Source organism: Gottfriedia luciferensis, assembly GCF_001712755.1.
Lineage (GTDB): Bacteria > Bacillota > Bacilli > Bacillales > Bacillaceae_G > Gottfriedia > Gottfriedia luciferensis_B.
Genome location: NZ_MDKC01000004.1, coordinates 90424 through 110278, shown reverse-complemented (window position 1 = coordinate 110278; position 19855 = coordinate 90424). Strand labels below are relative to the sequence as shown.

At 34.6% G+C, this 19855-nt stretch carries 15 protein-coding genes and 1 pseudogene; 5 read left to right on the top strand and 11 right to left on the bottom strand.

The window, feature by feature from the left end:
• Positions 1-61: 61 nt before the first annotated feature.
• The 5 genes and pseudogenes from BED47_RS06055 to BED47_RS06035 form a co-directional block, all read right to left on the bottom strand.
• Positions 62-343 carry a hypothetical protein gene (locus BED47_RS06055; protein WP_175403457.1) on the bottom strand — a complete coding sequence of 94 codons (282 nt, stop codon included), beginning with the start codon at positions 341-343 and terminating at the stop codon, positions 62-64.
• A 691-nt stretch (positions 344-1034) separates the two neighbouring features.
• On the bottom strand, positions 1035-1322 hold the full coding sequence (locus BED47_RS06050) for a barstar family protein (protein WP_069032875.1): 288 nt from the start codon (positions 1320-1322) through the stop codon (positions 1035-1037).
• A gap of 149 nt (positions 1323-1471) precedes the next feature.
• Positions 1472-2104: pseudogene (locus BED47_RS06045) on the bottom strand (SpoVR family protein); the annotation flags it as partial.
• Positions 2105-2295: 191 nt separating this feature from the next.
• On the bottom strand, positions 2296-5349 hold the full coding sequence (locus BED47_RS06040; protein ID WP_069032874.1) for an Ig-like domain-containing protein: 3054 nt from the start codon (positions 5347-5349) through the stop codon (positions 2296-2298).
• Between the two features lie 256 nt (positions 5350-5605).
• On the bottom strand, positions 5606-7027 hold the full coding sequence (locus BED47_RS06035; RefSeq protein ID WP_069032873.1) for a SpoVR family protein: 1422 nt from the start codon (positions 7025-7027) through the stop codon (positions 5606-5608).
• Positions 7028-8037: 1010 nt separating this feature from the next.
• Here BED47_RS06035 and BED47_RS06030 point away from each other — a divergent pair.
• Positions 8038-8295, top strand: coding sequence for a YhdB family protein (locus BED47_RS06030; protein WP_069032872.1), 258 nt, complete (start codon positions 8038-8040; stop codon positions 8293-8295).
• A 42-nt stretch (positions 8296-8337) separates the two neighbouring features.
• Here the strand turns inward: BED47_RS06030 and BED47_RS06025 are convergent, their stop codons facing one another.
• Positions 8338-10062, bottom strand: coding sequence for a phospho-sugar mutase (locus tag BED47_RS06025; RefSeq protein ID WP_069032871.1), 1725 nt, complete (start codon positions 10060-10062; stop codon positions 8338-8340).
• A gap of 172 nt (positions 10063-10234) precedes the next feature.
• Here BED47_RS06025 and BED47_RS06020 point away from each other — a divergent pair, with 172 nt between their 5' ends.
• Positions 10235-10447, top strand: coding sequence for a DUF1540 domain-containing protein (locus BED47_RS06020; RefSeq protein ID WP_056471273.1), 213 nt, complete (start codon positions 10235-10237; stop codon positions 10445-10447).
• A gap of 47 nt (positions 10448-10494) precedes the next feature.
• Here BED47_RS06020 and BED47_RS06015 read toward each other — a convergent pair whose 3' ends face one another.
• Positions 10495-11361 carry an SDR family oxidoreductase gene (locus BED47_RS06015; protein ID WP_069032870.1) on the bottom strand — a complete coding sequence of 289 codons (867 nt, stop codon included), beginning with the start codon at positions 11359-11361 and terminating at the stop codon, positions 10495-10497.
• A gap of 187 nt (positions 11362-11548) precedes the next feature.
• Here BED47_RS06015 and BED47_RS06010 point away from each other — a divergent pair, with 187 nt between their 5' ends.
• Both BED47_RS06010 and BED47_RS23405 read left to right on the top strand, forming a co-directional pair.
• A complete protein-coding gene (locus tag BED47_RS06010) occupies positions 11549-12850 on the top strand; it encodes an NCS2 family permease (RefSeq protein ID WP_069032869.1) in 1302 nt (433 codons plus the stop codon).
• A 136-nt stretch (positions 12851-12986) separates the two neighbouring features.
• Positions 12987-13280, top strand: a complete 294-nt coding sequence (locus BED47_RS23405; RefSeq protein ID WP_139116344.1) for a hypothetical protein — start codon at positions 12987-12989, stop codon at positions 13278-13280.
• Positions 13281-13452: 172 nt separating this feature from the next.
• On the opposite strand, the gene BED47_RS06005 is transcribed toward BED47_RS23405, so the two are convergent.
• The gene (locus tag BED47_RS06005) at positions 13453-14325 is read right to left on the bottom strand and encodes a patatin-like phospholipase family protein (RefSeq protein WP_069032868.1); all 873 of its coding nucleotides are present in this window, start codon (positions 14323-14325) and stop codon (positions 13453-13455) included.
• 641 nt (positions 14326-14966) lie between these two features.
• Complete coding sequence (locus tag BED47_RS06000; protein WP_069032867.1) at positions 14967-17363, bottom strand: penicillin acylase family protein; 2397 nt, start codon at positions 17361-17363, stop codon at positions 14967-14969.
• 128 nt (positions 17364-17491) lie between these two features.
• Between BED47_RS06000 and BED47_RS05995 the strand changes: the two genes are divergently transcribed.
• Positions 17492-18046, top strand: coding sequence for a thioredoxin family protein (locus BED47_RS05995; RefSeq protein ID WP_069032866.1), 555 nt, complete (start codon positions 17492-17494; stop codon positions 18044-18046).
• Between the two features lie 63 nt (positions 18047-18109).
• On the opposite strand, the gene BED47_RS05990 is transcribed toward BED47_RS05995, so the two are convergent.
• The gene (locus BED47_RS05990; protein WP_254664555.1) at positions 18110-18871 is read right to left on the bottom strand and encodes a prepilin peptidase; all 762 of its coding nucleotides are present in this window, start codon (positions 18869-18871) and stop codon (positions 18110-18112) included.
• 219 nt (positions 18872-19090) lie between these two features.
• On the bottom strand, positions 19091-19549 hold the full coding sequence (locus BED47_RS05985; RefSeq protein ID WP_069032864.1) for a C40 family peptidase: 459 nt from the start codon (positions 19547-19549) through the stop codon (positions 19091-19093).
• Between the last annotated feature and the right edge of the window lie 306 nt (positions 19550-19855).

The window sequence follows — 19855 nt, the reverse complement described above, 5'->3', positions numbered from 1 at the left end:
ACAAATCTTGGATGGCTGTTTATATATTATTTTAGATTTGTATTTTGTATTTTCATAGATTCTACAGTAATATTGTCGGGATTCCCAAAGGACGTTTCTTTCCATTCTTCTTTGGTATGTATACTCTTTTAACTGGTTGTGCTTGGTAAGTCTTTGCTTTCAACTTTTCAAGTAAAGACATGATATTTTCATGCAGGTTTGATTCATAGCTTTCTATTGATTCACCATCAATACCACCTGTTCCTTTATTCGCCTTAACTTGTTCAAAGCTTTGAGTTAATTTGCGGTCGAATAATAATTGACCATAAACACTGTGTAATTTAAATTTCCACTCTTGATTCATTACGTATTCCATGCCTTTCCTTGATGTTCATCCAAACGGTTTTACCTCGGTAACTTGATTGTTAACATTCCATCTTGTCCATGACTTGGAGTCATAGGTCGTTCCCCTTCCGTTCATTCGATGTTATGGTCATCAAACTACTTCTGTACTATGAGAACGTCTGACTTCTCTACCAGTTCATCATCACTTCGGATTTCCCTTATAGATTAGAACCCTGCCTGTTCGGTAAGGTAGAGACCTCACGGGGTCATCGCATTTTCCTTCAAGACATACCCTGCACCATCACGTTATAAGCCACCTTTCCTCGTTCTGACTTCTAAAGAAAATGCCATTTTAGTGGGCTTCCTCACTCTTCGAAAAGTCGCTAACTTACTCCGCCCCCGTGCTTCACACTTCTTGCATTAGGGTCTATCTTTTCGTCTACGGGTCTCTCGATTTACCGCATCTCCTTCAGACAATACCTCACGATAATGCCCTAGATTAGACTTCTCGAACTAGGTCAGTCTCCTCGAGGATGGATTTTCACCATCTGGAAGTCATTAATTTATCCTTCATTCAGTCGTCACACCGAGGTGTCGTCTCTGTCTAGATAAGCAAATGAAGGGCGCTGACTAAGTCAGCACCCTATGCGACTGCCCGTCGCACAAAAAGCCGCATATTAGCAGCTTGTGATCTTCAACTATTGCATGCTTTAGTTGAATAAGAAATTACTCTTCCAGCTTGTAAATTCATTATTGTAATCATTCAGGCACTCTTTCATTATTTTTGTATCACGAGGCAAGGCTTTTTTTAAGTCAGACCATCCAATAAAAATTATTTTCTTAGGCAGGGGTGCTACAAGACCTGTTATTGCATCCCAGAAAGCATCCCAATTTTCACCATAAAAATCTGGAAAAGATAGTTTTTCTTTAAGTAGTATATGTAAATCTTTTTTAGTTTTTATATCACTTACATCAATTGTTACTATTTCATTAGTCATTAAAACACCTCTATATTCAATACTACTTAATATATTAACATTGTTTTTCTTGTTCAACTATCCTGCCATTTAGTTGAATAAGGTTAACTTACCAAAAAAGAATTTTATACTTTCTAATCCATTAAGAAAACCACCTAAAAAAGGTGGCTCTAAATATACTTCCGATGAATATTCTTTCCATCATAACTAAACAACACAGACTTATTCTCAATATTCGTCTCCAAATGAACCCCTCTACCCCACAACTGATGAATATACGGCATAACCTTCTCAACATACTTCACATCAAGTTCCATATTTTCATAGGAATGCTTCAAATAAAGCTCACCATTTTTTAAATAATCGCCCTCTTGAACAACAATATAAGGAAATCCGCCATTTACCCTACTAACAACAAGTTGATCTCTTACATTCTCCCAAGCTTTATCGGTAACCTTATACTCCTTACCTTGGCGCTGGAATAAATACATATCTTCTCGCATTACTAGTTCTTTAGTTAAGTAGTTTCGTATGAATGAGCTATCAGACTCTAACTCTCGCACTTCAAACATTTTTTCTCTTCCGCTGCCAGGTTTAACACCTAACTCACGCATTTCTTTTGTTGGATGATTGTATCGTTCTTCAATGTCTTCAAACATACGTAATCCTAAGTAATATGGATTAATGCTTGTTTTCGATGGCTGTACAACACCTGCGTTTAGTTTTGCGTATTCGATTGCTTCGTTTGAGTCGAGGTTCAGTTCGCGCATAATACGGATGTGCCAATAACTTGCCCAGCCTTGTTTCTCTCAAAGATCTTCTTTTTTCCAACAAAAAAATTTATTAGTATTAGTCCAGCAAACAAAGATTTTAACCAATCTGAAATCCAGAAAAAATGATTTTCCTTAATTTGTCAGTAGATGTTTTATATTTAGGGTTGAACAAAAAAGCAGTGGAATTGAGTTTCCACTGCTTTTCATATTTCATGCAGATTTTAATAGACCTTTACAGTTCTTGTTGCACTAATTAATCCTTTTGCATCCTTTACGGTTACATATAAATATGTACCGGCCTTTTGCTTTGGTATATTCACCTTAAAATCCCCATAGCTATTTGCTTTCGAAGTATAAACTTTTGTACCGATTTTTACTGAAGCAATTGCATACTTTTCAGTCTTCCCGGTAACTGTTGTTGAATAATATCTAACTGAACTCACTAACGGTATATTCGGAGCAACACGAGTAACTTTTAAGGATCTAGCATTACTAACTTTTTCAGCTACGGTTGAAGTCACATTAATTGATATTCCACTGTTTTGAATTGGTATCGATACTTTGAAATTCCCTACACTATCAGCTTTAGCGCTGTATGACTTTGTGCCAATCTTAACAGTTACTACCGCATACTTTTCGGTTTTTCCAGTAACAGTTGCCGCTTTATTGTTGAGTGTGTTAACCACCGGGACATTCGGAGCAACTCTAGTAACCTGCATTTCTTTTGGTAAGCTTATATTACCTGCTGCATCTTTTGCAGTAATACTCAATTTTACACCACTGTTTTGAGTAGATATCTTGACTGTGAACTTCCCGTAAGAGTCAGAAATGCTACTATATGATAATGTCCCCACTTTCACGGTAACCGTGGCTCCTTTTTCACTTACCCCTGTTACTGTAGTAGATTTGTTTGTTACCGTACTAACTACTGGAATATTTGGAGCAACTCTAGTAATCTGCATTTCCTTTGGTAAGCTTATATTACCTGCTGCATCTTTTGCAGTAATGCTCAATTTTACACCACTGTTTTGAGTAGATATCTTGACTGTGAACTTCCCATAAGAATCAGCAATGCCGCTATAGGATAATGTCCCCACTTTCACGGTAACCGTGGCTCCTTTTTCGCTTATCCCTGTTACTGTGGTAGATTTATTTGTTATCGTATTAACCACTGGAATATTTGGAGAAATTCTTGTAACCACCACATTTTTGGACTGACTTTGGTTCTGTGCAAGATCGGTTGAAGTAACAGAAATCGCTGTTCCACTATTTTGAATCGGGATCATAATGTTAAAAATACCATTTACATCAGCAATGGCGTTGTAAGTTTTATTACCTATAACAGCTTTAACAGTTGCTCCTACTTCCGTTTTTCCTGTGATTTTTCCATCTTTATTGGTGACAGGATTAACGATTGGTTCTGGCGGTGAAGTTTTATCAATCACCGTGGTAGTTACACTTGGACTTACATTATTTGAAGCGTCACTTGCAGTCACGTATAGAACTGTACCTGCTTTTTGCATTGCTATTGGTATTGCAAAACTACCATCATTCTTTGCATAGCCATCAGAGACAATTTCTTCCCCATTTCTGATCGTGATCTTTGCCCCTGCTTCCGAGTTGCCGATGACTTCCTTTGATGCGTCAGTTAGTGGAAAATCAAAGGAAAGTTTTAACGAAGGTGCTGTCACATCCTTCACTGTTAATTGAATGATGTCACTCCTATTTTGATCTTGATCTTCTGCAAAAACTTTCATTATCGTGCCGGCTACTTGTGGTTGGAAATGTATTGAAAACATACCATCTAAAGCATAGGACGAACCAATGAGTGTTTCACCAGCAAACACTTTAATTATCAAGTTTTTGTCTGCATATCCACTAATACTAGTCGATTGATCAGTCATTTCAGTAGTTATAAGCTGTGGTGCGACTGGGAGTGCTCGGTGGATCACCGTAACAGTCTTAGCTTCACTCCTATTTCCGGACTCGTCTATAGCAATTACACGTACCTGTGAATCAGCCATTAATGTTTTAATTGCAATCGAAAAATAACCATTTTCATCTGTTATATCCTTACCGACTAATTCGCTACCAACCATCGCCACTACGGTGGATAATGGCTCGGCTGTACCTGTGATTGCTAGTTCAGTATCAGTCACTTCATTTACGCTAGGGACTTCTGGTGGCGTAGTATCCATCACTGTCACTTTCGTCATTGGACCTGTTCTGTTGAAACTATCTCTTACTATTATCGATAAGACGGTTCCGCCTCGTTGGAGTTCGATTGGAACCTGAAAACTTCCATCCGGCAGTGAATTTCCCTCACCGATCTTCACATCATTATGGTAAATTTCCACAAGGCTGTCCGCATCAGTCATGCCATTAATAGATTGGTCATGATCGCTCACGCTTGTGACGAATACGCCCAATTCTCCTTTTGGGTAGCTATTTTCAAATGGTTTATATGTATTCGAAGAGATGTCTAACTTATCTCGATAATCGACAATTCCTTGGTTAATCTGACTGGAATCTGTCACACCCCAATAATTATTTTTCCCATCAAAGATTATCCCATTATATCCAGAGATTTTCACCTTTATTCGAGGGTAACCGAAGAAATTGTTTTCGTTAATAAAAATATTTGGATTTCCACCGTCAGGTTCTCTACTATTCAAGTTAATATCTGGAGCATAATGATCAATTGGATTGATAAAGGTGTTATTTTTTATCATCACTTTACCACTTCCATTATTAACATCTAGCGTTGCTTTTTGACTAAAAAAATTATGCTCGATCACAGAGTCCAAATTAGAGGACGAAAGAAAAATGGAACCGTTTCGATATTGGTTATGTCGTAGCGTAACATTTTTTTTCATTGTGGTTACGAGGAAACCACCATTGTATGTAGTTTGATGAAAATGGTCGGCATACTCAATTTGAATCGTGCTGTTATTAAAATCAGTACCCTTTACATAAACATCTTGTAATAAAATGCGGTCTTGTTCCGTACCAACAGCCTGTAATTTACCTTTAACAGAGATCCATAACCCATTTTTTCCAATCAACTGTACACCAGGTTCTATGGTAAGCGTGACTCCCGGATAGATATCAATTATACCTGTTTGAATATAAGGGGATCCCTCTTTTGTTAATGTTCTGTTCTCGCTAATGACACCATAAATTTCGGTTCCGGTTGTCGTTTCAGCGAATTTTTTAGCTGGAAAAAGAGAAAAAAGCAAAAGTAAAACTATCAAAAGTTGGAAGTATTTTTTCATTGATTCGCTCCTTAATTTTTTAATTATATCTTAATTTTTATTGCTATCCTGTTCTTTTGCAAGATAAATTCACTTAAAATTCCAGAATATATACAAAAACTAGCGTTGGTCGACTATTTCACTGCCGTAGCTCAAATACCGAGAGTTTAAAATTTTAAATACCTAACAAAAAAATATAATCAGTATTCAAGCTGGCATCTTACCGAAAAAGAATTCTATACTTCTAAACATAAAAAAACCACCTATAAAAGGTGGCTCAAATATACTTCCGATGAATATTCTTCCCATCATAACTAAACAAAACAGACTTATTCTCAATATTTGTCTCCAAATGAACCCCTCTACCCCACAATTGATGAATATAAGGCATTACCTTCTCCACATACTTCACGTCAAGTTCCATATGTTCATAGGAATGCTTCAGATAAAGCTCCCCATTTTTTAAATAATCGCCCTCTTGAACAACAATATAAGGGAATCCTCCATTTACGCGACTAACTACAAGTTGATCTCGTACATTTTCCCATGCCTTATCAGTAACTTTATACTCCTTGCCTTGTCGTTGGAATAGGTACATATCTTCACGCATGACAAGATCTTTCGTTAAGTAGTTTCGTATAAATGAACTATCAGACTCTAACTCTCGTACTTCAAACATTTTTTCTCGACCGCTGCCAGGTTTAACGCCTAACTCTCTCATTTCTTTGCTTGGATTATTATATCGCTCTTCAATATCTTCAAACATTCTTAGTCCTAAATAATACGGGTTAATGCTTGTTTTTGATGGCTGAACTACTCCTGCATTAAGCTTTGCGTACTCAATCGCTTCATTAGAATCAAGATTTAATTCTCGCATAATTCTTATATGCCAATAACTTGCCCAGCCTTCATTCATAATTTTCGTTTCAAGCTGTGGCCAGAAATAAAGCATTTCTTCTCGTAACATAGTAAGGATGTCACGTTGCCATTCTTCTAGTTCTCTAGAATATTCTTCGATAAATAATAAGATATCTTTTTCGGGTTGTGGTGGGAATTGTTTACGTTTAATCGGGATCAAGTTTGAATCATTTTTCTTTTCTTTACTTTGATCCATATTCCATAAATCGTCATATGGTGTAACTCTTTTTTTCTCTTTCATTGGGAAATCACTTTCTAAATCATAAGCTAGTTTTGGTCGCATCAATGAAGGATCAATATGCTCTTGAATTGAGAGTACTGCATCTAGGAAATTTTCTACTTCTTGTTTTCCGTATATATGTTCATAGTGTTTAATTCGTTCAGCAGTAGCTGCCATACTTTCAACCATATCTCTCTTCGTATTTGAGAAACGAATATTATTTTTAAAGAAGTCACAGTGTGCTAAAACGTGTGCAACGATTAATTTATTTTGAACGAGAGAGTTTGTATCTAATAAAAACGCATAACATGGATCAGAGTTGATTACCAATTCATAAATTTTGCTTAGTCCCAAATCGTAATGAAGCTTCATTTTATAAAACTGTTTTCCAAAGCTCCAGTGGGAGAATCTTGTAGGCATACCGTAAGCGCCAAATGTATAAATGATATCTGCAGGACAGATTTCATAGCGCATTGGGTAAAAGTCTAGCCCAAATCCTCTCGCAATCTCTGTAATTTCGTCAATAGCATATTCCAACGCTCTATAATCACTCGCCTTCATCACACTCTCCTCCTGTCTCTTCTTATATTATTCTATGAACTAAAAATTGAATTAATGTAAAAATAGTCATATCCAAACTATATTCATTTATCTAATTCGAAATTTTTCAAAAAAACATAAACACAAAAAACGTATGAAAAAAATTCATACGGTAGTTCATTTTATTTGTGCAATGTGATTGATATAACTTCATTTTTGAATTTTTTTTTGATTAAGAAAATCTAATTAGTTTGGAGTACATAGTTTCTCCAGATTGCTTATTATTTTAATCTTATTATCCCTGTTTCAAATAAAAGTATACTTAAGTGTTGGAAAAGATTTTATCTGTAGGGGAGAATTCAGATTAAATCAATAGGAGCTTTTATATTCCGGGTACCGCAATTAATTTCCGCGAATCGCATTAAATTCCGGAAATCGCAATTAATTTCTTCGAATCGCAATTAATTTCCGCGAATCGCAATTAATTTCCGTGAATCGCAATTAATTTCTTCGAATCGCAATTAATTTCCGCGAATCGCAATTAATTTCCGTGAATCGCAATTAATTTCCGTGAATCGCAATTAATTTCCGTGAATCGCAATTAATTTCCGCGAATCGCAATTAATTTCCGTGAATCGCAATTAATTTCCGTGAATCGCAATTAATTTCCGCAAATCGCAATTAATTTCCGTGAATCGCAATTAATTTCCGCGAATCGCAATAAACTCCAGGAATAGCAATTAAAACTCCAACCTAAATACAAAAAATAACAGTAATCAATATATTTTGGGCAAATTTCATCTATTTTGAGTTCCATTTAACTTAAATTGATCAAAACCAATAAAGTATTGCTAAAATACGAAAAATCATAACACTTTACTTCCTGTTTACTTCCTGTTTCCCCTTTCATTCTTGCACTTAACCATCCTTTTTTTACCTAACCTCTACCGTAACCTTTTGTTAAATTCTCTCATGGCTAATTAATTTTTTTCGCCATAAACTATGTGTACCCTCTAAAAAGGAGGTTCACAATGCAAGTACAATCCGATTATGATTTAGCATTGTATTACACTTATTGTTGTCAATGGGATAAGCTTCTCGTGTTAATGGTAAATACGAAAGACGAACTTTTTTCAAAGCGTATCGAACATTTTCTACATGCCTTTAAATACGAGAGGGATTTAGCGATCATTGATGAAAAACTAAAAGGTATGTTCCAGCATATTGAGCATGCCACTAGAGAAGAAAGCGCAGAGGAACAATCTTTTATCTCATCATTAGAGCTTTAACTAAAAATAAATGAAAAGAGCGACTAAATAGTCGCTCTTTTTTTAGACTAATACTTCAATTTTTTCCATAAATGCTTGTTGTAAACTATCCAATTTTTGGATGCTATCTTGACGAGATTGTCCAACAATTCCAAAATAGAACTTGATTTTTGGTTCAGTTCCAGATGGGCGTAAGCATACCCATGAACCGTCTTCAAGTTGATACTTTAATACGTTTGATTTAGGTAGAAGTATTTGCTCTTTTTGTCCTGAATCTAAAGTCGTTTTCTCTTGAAGTTTATAGTCTTCAACTGTAACAACTTTTAGACCATTTATATCAACCGGAGGATTTTGACGGTAATTTGTTAAAATCGATTGGATTTTTTCTGTACCTTCAATCCCTTTTAATGTTAATGATTTTAGTCCTTCTAGGTAATAGCCATATTGCTCATATAGGCTATTTAGGCCTTCATATAAAGTCATACCTTTTGTTTTGTAATAAGTAGCAATTTCTGCAGCAAGTACTGTTGCTTGGATTGCGTCTTTATCACGAACAAATGGTTTAATTAAGTAGCCATAGCTTTCTTCATAACCGAATAAGAATGAGTATTCGTTCGTTTGCTCATATTCTTTAATTTTTTCACCAATAAACTTAAATCCAGTAAGTGTATCGATTGTTTTAACACCAAATTTTGATGCGATTACTTGACCAAATTCAGATGTAACGATTGTTTTAAGTAATAGAGCATTTGAAGGTACATCTTGTTGGCTTAATAAATAATGAAGCATTAATGCTCCTGTTTGATTTCCAGTTAGGACTACATATTCGCCTTTTTCATTTTTCGTAGCGATTCCTAAACGGTCAGCATCAGGGTCAGTTGCAATTAATACATCTGCATCAATCTCTTTACCGTAACGAATTGCATATTCAAATGCTGCGTGTTCTTCAGGGTTTGGTGATTTTACAGTTGTAAAATTTGGATCTGCTTTTGCTTGTTCTTCAACAATTGTTACATTTTCAAAGCCAACTGCTTTTAATGACATTGTTGCAGGTAGTAATGCTGTGCCATGTAATGGAGTAAAGACAATTTTTAAATCCTTACCATGTTCTTGAACTAATTCGTTATTAACAACAACAGTCTTTAGTTGCTCTACATATAATTTGTCCATTTCTGCATCTAATCTATGTATTAAGCCTTTATCAACTAATTCTTTTTCAGAAGATACTTCAATTTCTAACTCATTTTCAAATGAATTAACATATTCAATTACTTGATCAGCAGCAGCTGGAGGTAATTGTCCACCGTCATCACCATAAACTTTAAATCCGTTATATTCAGGTGGATTATGACTAGCCGTAATGACAATTCCACCGAAGCAGTTTAACTCACGTACTGCAAATGATAATTCTGGTGTAGGACGTAATTCATTGAAGACATACGCCTTAATACCATGGGTCGCAAGTGTTTTTGCTGCTTCCATTGCAAACTCAGGACTTTTATGACGAGAATCGAAAGCAATTGCAACTCCACGGTTTTTTGCTTCTTCTCCAAAGCTTTCAATATATTTTGCAAAACCAGCAGATGCTTTACGGATAGTATAAATGTTCATACGATTCGTTCCAGGCCCGATTTCCCCGCGCATTCCACCAGTTCCAAATTCTAAATTTTGATAAAAGCTTTCCTTAAGTATAAGGTGATTATTCTCAAGATTAATTAATTGTTCTTTTAGTTCTTGATCTAATGTCGGTGATTGAATCCATTTCTCATAAGTTGTTTCCCAATTCATATTGTTCTCCTCCTATACTTAATCAGAGTTTTGATTCGATAAAAGTCTTACGAACTCCTTCTATATAACAAAAGTTTACAATATTCTCACTAAAATTTCTATAAATGCACTATTTTAATCTGAATGAGATTGAAAAGTATGTAGAAAATAAAAACTAAAGGAGGGTGAGTTCATGCCAGAAATTAGATGTAGTGTTGCAAATTGTAATTTTTGGGGGCAGGGAAACTTTTGCCAAGCAGACTCAATTCTTGTTCAAACCGAAGCATACGAATACTCAAATGACTTTGATTTAACGATTCAAAATGCAGTCTTAGACGGTGAGATAACTACTTCTGCTGTACATAGTGGTGAAACTTGCTGTCATACGTTTCGACCTAAATATTAATAAAATGGTGCCATTTACATTTTCGTATATGGCACCATTTTATTAGTTTATCCGTTCACAATTACTCCACCATTAACATGAATGATTTGTCCTGTAATAAAGGAAGATTCATTGCTGGCTAAATAAAGATATGCCGGTGCGAGCTCTACTGGTTGTCCAGCTCTTTTCATAGGAGTTGTGCTACCAAACTTTGCTACTTCTTGTTCGTCAAAACTTGCTGGGATCAATGGTGTCCAAATTGGCCCAGGAGCTACACCATTAACACGAATTCCCTTTTGAGCAAGATTTGTAGAAAGTGAACGAGTAAATGTAACAATCGCTCCTTTCGTCGCAGAGTAATCCAATAATTGATCATGTCCTTTATAAGCAGTTATTGACGCAGTATTTATAATAGAGTCTCCTTGCTTCATATGTGGAAGGCAAGCTTTTGATAAAAAGAACATTGAAAAAATATTCGTTTCAAATGTTCTTTTCAATTGCTCTTCAGTAATGTCTTCTAAATTCTTTTGTGGATATTGAACAGCAGCATTGTTCACTAAAATGTTAATTTTCCCAAAGGTTTGAATTGCATTTTGAACGATTTGTTTACAAACTTCCTCTGTTCGAATGTCACATCTCATTATTTCACAATTTCCACCAAAATCATTTATAAATTTTTTTGTATCTTCTGCATCAACATCCTCATCGAAATACGGAATAAAAACTGATGCCCCTTCTTTTGCAAAAAGTATTGCAACTGCTCTTCCAATCCCACTATCTCCCCCAGTAATAATGGCTACTTTTTCCTTTAATTTACCACTTGGCGTGTAGTTTGGATCATCTGATATAGGTATTGGCGTCATTTCCTTTTCGATACCTGGTTGCTTATTTTGATGTTGCGGATTAAATTTAGTCGGAAACTGTTTCTGATTCATTTACTACATCCTCCTTTAAAATAATTCAGATTTAGCATACCCAAATCGTACTTTTAGGAATACTAAACATAGTTGAATTTGTTAAAAGCTGTAAAATTCACAAAAACTATTGCACTTTCACAATAAAACGAATAATATTAATAACTGTTGAGTATATCATTCGTATTTTTTAGCAAGGAGAACTATTATGTTTAAATTAAAAGAAGCTAACACTTCAGTTAAAACAGAAGTAATAGCTGGTTTTACCACTTTTTTAACAATGGCTTATATAATAATTGTTAATCCTATAATTTTATCTGCTGCTGGCGTCCCATTTGACCAAGCATTTACTGCAACAATCATTGCAACTTTAGTCGGAACATTATTTATGGCATTGTTCGGAAACTATCCAATTGCAATTGCTCCCGGAATGGGAATGAATGCATATTTTGCTTATTCAGTTGTTTCAAAAGCACATGGTATTTCATATCAATTGGCTTTCTCAGCTGTATTCGTTACAGGTATTTTATTCGTAATTCTATCTTTAACTAAATTTAGAACTCATTTAATAGAAGCAATTCCAAATACATTAAAACATGCAATTAGTGTTGGAATTGGATTATTTATCGCTTTTATAGGTTTACGTCTTTCAGGTATAATCGTTGCTAACAAAGATAATCTTGTAGGATTAGGTGATCTTCATTCGCCTGGAGTAGTTCTTACTTTAGTCGGAATCGCCATTACAGTGATCTTATTTGCCTTAAATGTAAACGGAGCTTTATTCTTCGGAATGGTTTCAACAGCAATCATTGCGGGCTTTGCTGGAAAATTACACATTAAAGGAAGTATTTTCTCTTTACCTAAATTACCTGAGCATATTATTGTTGCTAATCCAATAACTGCATTTTCAGATGTCGTTCATTATGGATTATATTCAGTTGTCTTTTCATTTTTATTAGTTACAATTTTTGATACGACAGGTACATTTTTGGGTGTAGCTTCACAAGCTGGTTTATTAAATAAGAAAGATGAAAAACGTACTGGTCGTGCGATGCTTTCTGATTCACTTGGTACAACAATTGGAGCTATGTTTGGTACTTCACCTACAACTGCTTATATCGAGTCTACTGCTGGTGTTGCAGCTGGAGGTAGAACTGGTTTAACGGCACTTGTTGTTGCATTACTATTCGTTTTTGCAGCATTCTTTAGCCCACTTGTTAATTCAATTTCTGATGTAGCAGCAATTACATCACCGTCATTAATCGTAGTAGGTTGCTTAATGATGGGTAGCGTTCGTCATATTGAGTGGGATAACTTTGAAGAAGCATTCCCTGCATTTCTAGTTATTATCACAATGCCACTTACATCAAGTATTGCTACAGGTATTGCTCTTGGGTTTATTACCTATCCATTATTAAAAGTCGTTAAAGGGAAAGCAAAAAATGTTAAACCAGTTATTTATATATTTGGTATTTTATTCTTAATCCAAATGGTTTTTTTCCCACATTAATATTAAATATTTCAAGGCACATGATCTTTAAAAAGATTAATGTGCTTTTTTATTTTTTTTTTAGGTACTAGCCTTTCCTTGATGGGACATCTATGCATATTTTGTTTATGTAGATTATTCAAGGAGGTGTTCTACGATGTGGAACAACCAAGATCAAGTCAACATGAACTCAAGTAGATGTAGACGTAATGACTGTGATTGTGACGATTGCAGAAGAAGACGTTGCGACTGTGATGATTGCCATCGAGATCGTTGTGATTGCCATAACCATGATTGTCACTGCAGATGCCGATGCTGTTGTACTAGAAGAAAAAGTAACTGTGGCTGTATGAATCCGTGTTTAGGTGTCGATATGGTAATGTTTGAAATGATGATGAAAAACATGATGAACAATAATAACAACAAAAATAATAATAATAATAAGGATTAATCTATCTTCTCCCTCCCCAAAAAAAAACAACCTGAATTTAACAGGTTGATCAAACTGATGCAAACGCTCGATTTCTTAGTGTTTCGCTTTTATAATATGCTTCGTACTTTGAAAGACAAGCGTTTTCAATCAGTCTAAATAGTTTAATTTTCAACATATTAAAACGACCTGATTAACAGGTCGTTTTTTCATACGATATAAAACCTAAAATTTGTTCACGAAGCCGATTAGCATCTTCATATCCTTCTTTATAAAGCTCTAATAAACGTTCTTTTTTCCGTTCGATTCGGCTAACCTTTAACTTTTGTATAGGACGAATGACTAATATATTTCCAGCTTTTTCTTGCTCCTCAATATATTCAAGTTGCTTATTATAAACTTCATACCTATTTAGTACTGCTTGAACAAGCCCTGGATAATCCTTATACTTTCTTTGCAAATACCAAGTTCCTTTTGATGGTTTTTTACGATAACCAGCATTTCTAGTCAAAACAACTATATTTTTACGGTTGCCATCTGCTTCAGATTTACCGATTGGAATCGGATCTGCAATGCCACCATCCATCAAGAAATGATCATTAAACTTAATGATTGGAGCCATTAACGGTAAAGAACTTGATGCCCGAATTATATTTAACATATCTGTTGATTCTACAATTTGATCTTTATCAAAATAGACAGGTTCTCCTGTAACACAATCAGTCGTACCAACTACAAATTTTTGCTCAGCATTATAAAACGAATTAAAATCAAATGGATCTAACTCATTAGGAATAATATCAAATAATAAGTCCATACCAAAAAGCTGCTTATTACGAATTAAATTTTTAAAAGAAATATAATCTGGATGCTGTAAAAATTCCGTATTTACTCGTTTATTACGACCATGTTGTTTTGATAGATAAGAAGTACCCATACAAGCACCCGCAGAAACACCTATCACATAAGGAATTTCTATATTTTGTTCAAGAAAATAATCAAGAACACCGGCAGTATAAATCCCCCTCATTCCTCCACCTTCGAGAACTAACCCCATTCCATTCATTTTCACAGCCCCCCTTTATTCAATTAGTTTAGGACAATCTATTTAAATATTTTATTATATGAGGTGTCGAAAGGGAAGAAATTAGAGTTGAGTACGAGACAAGGTGTACAATTTTGATTTAACTTTTAAGGTGAGAAATTCCTCGAAGCTGCTTTCGGGTAATACAATTAAATTCTGGGTATCTCAATTAAATTCTGGGTATCGCAATTAAATTCCGGGTATCGCAATTAAATTCTGAGTATCGCAATTAAATTTTGGGTATCGCAATTAAATTTCCGGTATCGCAATTAAATTCCAGGAATCGCAATTAAATTTCGGATATCGCAATTAAATTCCAGGAATCGCAATTAAATTTCGGATATCGCAATTAAATTCCAGGAATCGCAATTAAATTTCGGGTACCGCAATTTAATTGCGGGTATCGCAATTAAATTCCAGAAATCGCAATTAAATTCTGAGAATCGCAATTATAATACTCAAATTCCCCGCTCATCTCATAAAATTAATTCGTTTCCACCCTTCTTATTCAATTTTTCAAATTATTGGTTGGTTTCATTAAAAAATGCTATATAAATCACTACATTCTCACTTCTCAAACAAAAAAACAGACCCCATAAAGGTCTGTCCTCTATACTTCCTTCTTACTTCTTTTTTGTTTTTCCCGGTACAAATATTTCTTTAACACCTTCAACACTTTTCAAAGATGTAGTATGATATGTTCCTTTTGCCCAATCTTCCATTTGATCACTATACCATTTGCTTCCGAGGTTTCCGGATTGTCCTGGTCCAACTACGTTTACTGATTTACTTAAATCTGCAAAGTCTACAACAGTTCTCCATGATGCACCATGGTCTACGATTCCTTGGTCATCATATCCTGCTGCTTTAACTGTAGTTGAGCTGCCTCCTACTGGGATTGGATCTCTTGCATTAAAGAAATAGCTTAAGATTTTAATACTAGATAATGGGTGTTCGAAAGCAACTTTATGGTGATCCCCCCATTTCCACTTAGCTGCATTTTCACCGTCTGTTTTGCTAATATTTTTAATTGTTGATTTGAAGGTTTTTAATAAAAGTTTATCAATTCCGCCTTGTTCATCAACCCAGATTACTTTTTTCCCATTTAAGCTGTCACGTAGCAATTGATCGACTACGACTTTGCGGTCTCCAAATAAATCCATCATATCGTTTGAAATTTGTTGATCGAACAATGCTTTATTTATTTCAGTCATCCACAATTGGAATATGAGAGGTGAAGCTTCATCTTTATCATCTATAAAATTCCATTTTTCAAGTTCCTTTAAAGCTGATTTTTCAACAGATGATAATTGATCTTTATTTTGTTTTATTGACTTAATAAACTTCGGTGCATGCTCCTTCGCCTGTAAGTTCATTTCGTCCATTTGTAGCTTTTGCATATCTTTAACAGTCAGTTTGTCATTCTTTTTTAATACTTCCTGAATGCGTAATTGACGGTAAGGCTGTGCCCATGAATTTGAAATATGGTATGGATATGAATCATCCACTACTTTATTATTTGCAGATGAAATAAAGCCTTCCTTTGGGTTAACGATTGTTGGTAGTTCATCGTATGGAATGTATCCTTTCCAACCATAATCACTAGTCCAACCTGGGACTGGCATTAGCCCATCACCTTTTTTACGGATTGGAATTTTCCCATTCGCTCGGTAGGCAATTGTTCCGTCATCCGATGCAAATACGAAATTTTGAGCAGGAGCTTCAAATAAAGCTAATCCTTCTTTAAACGAATTCCAATCCTTTGCAACATCAAACTTTAAAACGGCTTCTAGCTCTGTTGTTGGTTGTAGTGCTGTCCATTGTAAAGAGAATACAGTATCTTTTCCAGCATCACTCGCAAATTCCGAGATCACTGGACCATGTCTCGTAATCATAACAGGTAAAACTTTATTCTTTTTACCTTTAATTTTGATCGTTTCATTTATAACCTTTGCCTTTTCCCATTGGCCATCATATAAAAATTCGTCTGATTTATTTGGATTTCGTTTTTCAATATATAAATCTTGTACATCTGGTCCTACGTTTGTTACTCCCCAGGCAATATGTTCATTATGACCAACGATGATTCCCGGCACCCCTGCAAAAATTACACCACTTACATTCATATCACCAGATTTTAATTGAGTTTCATACCAAATTGCCGGTGTCGCCAATCCTAAATGAGGATCATCTGCCAATAACGCTTTACCGGACTTAGTTTTAGAACCACTCACAACCCAATCATTACTACCATTCCAAACTGGGGGAATAACTGCACTTGCAAAGCTCTTTTCTACGTCTATTTTTGAAGTATTACTTGGAATAATATACGGATCTAAATCATTATTAGCTGGGAATAGCTCCAAAGCCTTATCCTTTGGAAATTTATTCATAGCATAATAACGAAATGCTTGTTCATTCCAGTGACCGCCTAAATCAAATGCCATATATTTACCAATTACTAGTGAGTCAATTGCCGTCCATTTAGTTGGATTATATTTTAAAATTTTAAACTCAACTGGTAGTTTATTTTCTTTTATTGCGTATTTTATGTACGCATTTACGCCTTCTGCATACCAATTTAATACATTTTGTCCATTTTTATCGTATTTGCTATAAGAAGCTTCAGCAGCTCTTCTTAAACCAAGCGTTCGAAAATATGAGTCGCGCTCCACTGTAGCATCACCAATTATTTCACTTAATTGTCCGGACGCTTGTCTCCTGCTTAAATCCATTTGAAATAATCGATCTTGTGCAGTTACAAAACCTTGCGCAACATACAAGTCATGCAAACTTTTAGCACTAATATGAGGTACTCCTTTATCATCCCTAACTACCTCAACTTTATGGTTTAACGTACGTATCGTTAAATTTCCTTTAATGCTTGGTAATGATTTTTTGGTTAAATACAAGCCGGTGCCCGCAACGATTAAGACGTTAACGATTACGATAGTTGATGTAACTTTAATCCACTTTGGAAAGCGCTTTCGATTTTTTGAGATTTCAATAGGCGCACTCATTTTTCTCCCTCCTGCTTAAACTGCATATAAAACATATACTGTATAATAATTCTGCAAGTCTTTTTGCATTCCTTCTTATGACGAATGGGGTATAATACTATTTATTAACTTTAAAGGAGTGTATGGAAATGTCATTAAATTCTTGGTTCGAAAAAGGCATGACTTTTGAAGAATATGTGGAAGCAATGAATGTAAATAAAGAAGAACTTCTAAAGATCTATAATGAAGTAACGATTCCTGAAAGTACACAAGCAAAACTTGAACAATTAAAGAATCGTCATTGGAAGGTTGTTACTTTAACTGCAGATTGGTGTGGAGATGCATTACTTAATGTACCAGTTATTCAGAAAATGATGGAAAAAGCAAATATAGATACTAGATTCCTAATTCGTGATGAAAACCTAGAATTAATGGATAAATATTTAACTAATGGTAAATCTCGTTCTATTCCAATTTTTGTTTTTATGGATGAAAAAGGGAATGAAGTAAATGTTTGGGGTCCACGTTCTGCGGAGATTGAAGAAATTGTACTTGAAATGAAAAAAGAGCTTCCAGATAAAGATGATCCTAATTTCCAAGAAAAACAAACTGCTGTTTTTAAAGCCATTCGAACAAACTTCGTTGAAGACAAAAAATACTGGAATTCAGTTATTAATAGTGTAGAAGAAAAACTATTCTCATAAGAAGAAGTACTGGTTATTTAGTTGAAAGAATTTTTCAATTAAATAGCCTTTTTATTTATCAGTTTAACAAAAAATTATATCGTAAAATTCTAATAGATTTTCACTATAAAAATAACTTACTACTCCACCCATTGCGATGAATGGACCAAAAGGAATCGGATTTCGTTGCTTTAACTTTCCGGACAATATTACGACTAATCCGTAAATACTGCCTGAAAAGCATGCAAGCATAAATGCAATAAGGTTTAGTTTCCAACCTAAAATTATTCCTAGCACACTAAATAACTTTATGTCTCCTCCTCCCATACCACCTTTACTAATCAGATTAATTAGAAGCAAAACCACGAATGCTCCTAGCGCTCCTACTATACTACTCCACCAAGGAACCAATGGAATTAAGATTCGTTCAAAACTAAAAATAAATAAAAAGATTAGTAGAATACGATTAGGGATAATCATATAGTTCACATCCGAAACAACAATAATAATTAATAAAGATATTATCGAAAGAGCAATCATTAACTCTTTATGAAAACCAGTTTCATAGATGGAAAATACAAATAACATACCTGTTAGTATTTCAATTAATAAATATAGTTTGGAAATAAGACTCCCACAACTTTGACATTTCCCTCTTTGGATTAAAAAAGAAAATACAGGTATTAATTCAAGAGAACTCAGTTTATGTCCACAATTTGAACATGAGGAACCTGGTGAAATAATCGATTTCCCAATTGGAACTCTTAACCCGACAACATTAAAAAAAGAACCAAATACTAGACCTAATACAAAAAAAGTAAAGTAGACTATTGCTATAATTACCAACCCCCTTAAAGTCATGTAACTAGTTTAGTTAAGGGTCATTATATCATTGGATCATAATCTACTTATTTATTAAAAATGAAAACTTTATGAAAGATAAAGAAAACTCAGCGATAGGTGGAGGCAAAGACGTAGTTGCACTTATATTTTATTCCTAAAAAAAGTGCAAAAAAAAAGCAATCTACCATTCTTAAGAAAAGTAAATTGCATTTATTATTATGTTTATTTAATTACGCTACCTGAGCCAGCGAATTTTGGTTTCCAATATGTATTAGAAAGACTTACTACAGCTACTCCCTTACTTGAAGTCGCTGAAATAAATGTATTATTTCCCATGAAAATTCCTACATGGCTAATACCTTTTTTGTATGTATTTTTGAAGAAAACTAAATCACCAGGAACAGGCTTTTTAACAATTGAGCTGACAGTATACATCGACGAAGCAGTTCGAGGTAATGTAGTACCTACTTTTTTGTATACATACCCTACGTAACCCGAACAGTCAAAACCTTTAGTAGATGTACCACCAAAACGATATGGCACTCCAGTATATTGTTTAGCGATTTTTGTTACCTGATTTTTCTTTGAGTATGGGTTATATGTAGATGCTGCTTGTGATTTAGTCGTAAAAAATACCATGCTCAGTAAGCATACGAAAGCTATAAGGACTTGCTTTTTCATCTCTTTCTCCCCCTTCATTGATAATGTAAGTCTAACAAAATATAATTTTGAAAGCCATTACAGGAGTGTTACAAATTGTCGAAGTGTTTGTAATACTATAAAACCTTGTAGGTTTTTGCCAAAAATATGCAGCAAAAAATGACTATCATTCGACAGCCATTTTTTAGGATATTGAGAAATTCGAACATCAATTGCCCCATTGCACTTTTTGAGATTTAATTGCAGTTTCAGCTTTTTTATTTGCACTTCCACAGATTTCCCCATGGAAAGCAATCATCCTGTACAAAGTGAAAACAGACTGTCATG

What these genes read in the sequence shown, in the direction of transcription:
- BED47_RS06055 (WP_175403457.1), bottom strand. Translation starts at nt 343, where the DNA reads ATGAATCAAGAGTGGAAATTTAAATTACACAGTGTTTATGGTCAATTA.
- BED47_RS06050 (WP_069032875.1), bottom strand. Translation starts at nt 1,322, where the DNA reads ATGACTAATGAAATAGTAACAATTGATGTAAGTGATATAAAAACTAAA.
- BED47_RS06040 (WP_069032874.1), bottom strand. Translation starts at nt 5,349, where the DNA reads ATGAAAAAATACTTCCAACTTTTGATAGTTTTACTTTTGCTTTTTTCT.
- BED47_RS06035 (WP_069032873.1), bottom strand. Translation starts at nt 7,027, where the DNA reads ATGAAGGCGAGTGATTATAGAGCGTTGGAATATGCTATTGACGAAATT.
- BED47_RS06030 (WP_069032872.1), top strand. Translation starts at nt 8,038, where the DNA reads ATGCAAGTACAATCCGATTATGATTTAGCATTGTATTACACTTATTGT.
- BED47_RS06025 (WP_069032871.1), bottom strand. Translation starts at nt 10,062, where the DNA reads ATGAATTGGGAAACAACTTATGAGAAATGGATTCAATCACCGACATTA.
- BED47_RS06020 (WP_056471273.1), top strand. Translation starts at nt 10,235, where the DNA reads ATGCCAGAAATTAGATGTAGTGTTGCAAATTGTAATTTTTGGGGGCAG.
- BED47_RS06015 (WP_069032870.1), bottom strand. Translation starts at nt 11,361, where the DNA reads ATGAATCAGAAACAGTTTCCGACTAAATTTAATCCGCAACATCAAAAT.
- BED47_RS06010 (WP_069032869.1), top strand. Translation starts at nt 11,549, where the DNA reads ATGTTTAAATTAAAAGAAGCTAACACTTCAGTTAAAACAGAAGTAATA.
- BED47_RS23405 (WP_139116344.1), top strand. Translation starts at nt 12,987, where the DNA reads ATGTGGAACAACCAAGATCAAGTCAACATGAACTCAAGTAGATGTAGA.
- BED47_RS06005 (WP_069032868.1), bottom strand. Translation starts at nt 14,325, where the DNA reads ATGAATGGAATGGGGTTAGTTCTCGAAGGTGGAGGAATGAGGGGGATT.
- BED47_RS06000 (WP_069032867.1), bottom strand. Translation starts at nt 17,363, where the DNA reads ATGAGTGCGCCTATTGAAATCTCAAAAAATCGAAAGCGCTTTCCAAAG.
- BED47_RS05995 (WP_069032866.1), top strand. Translation starts at nt 17,492, where the DNA reads ATGTCATTAAATTCTTGGTTCGAAAAAGGCATGACTTTTGAAGAATAT.
- BED47_RS05985 (WP_069032864.1), bottom strand. Translation starts at nt 19,549, where the DNA reads ATGAAAAAGCAAGTCCTTATAGCTTTCGTATGCTTACTGAGCATGGTA.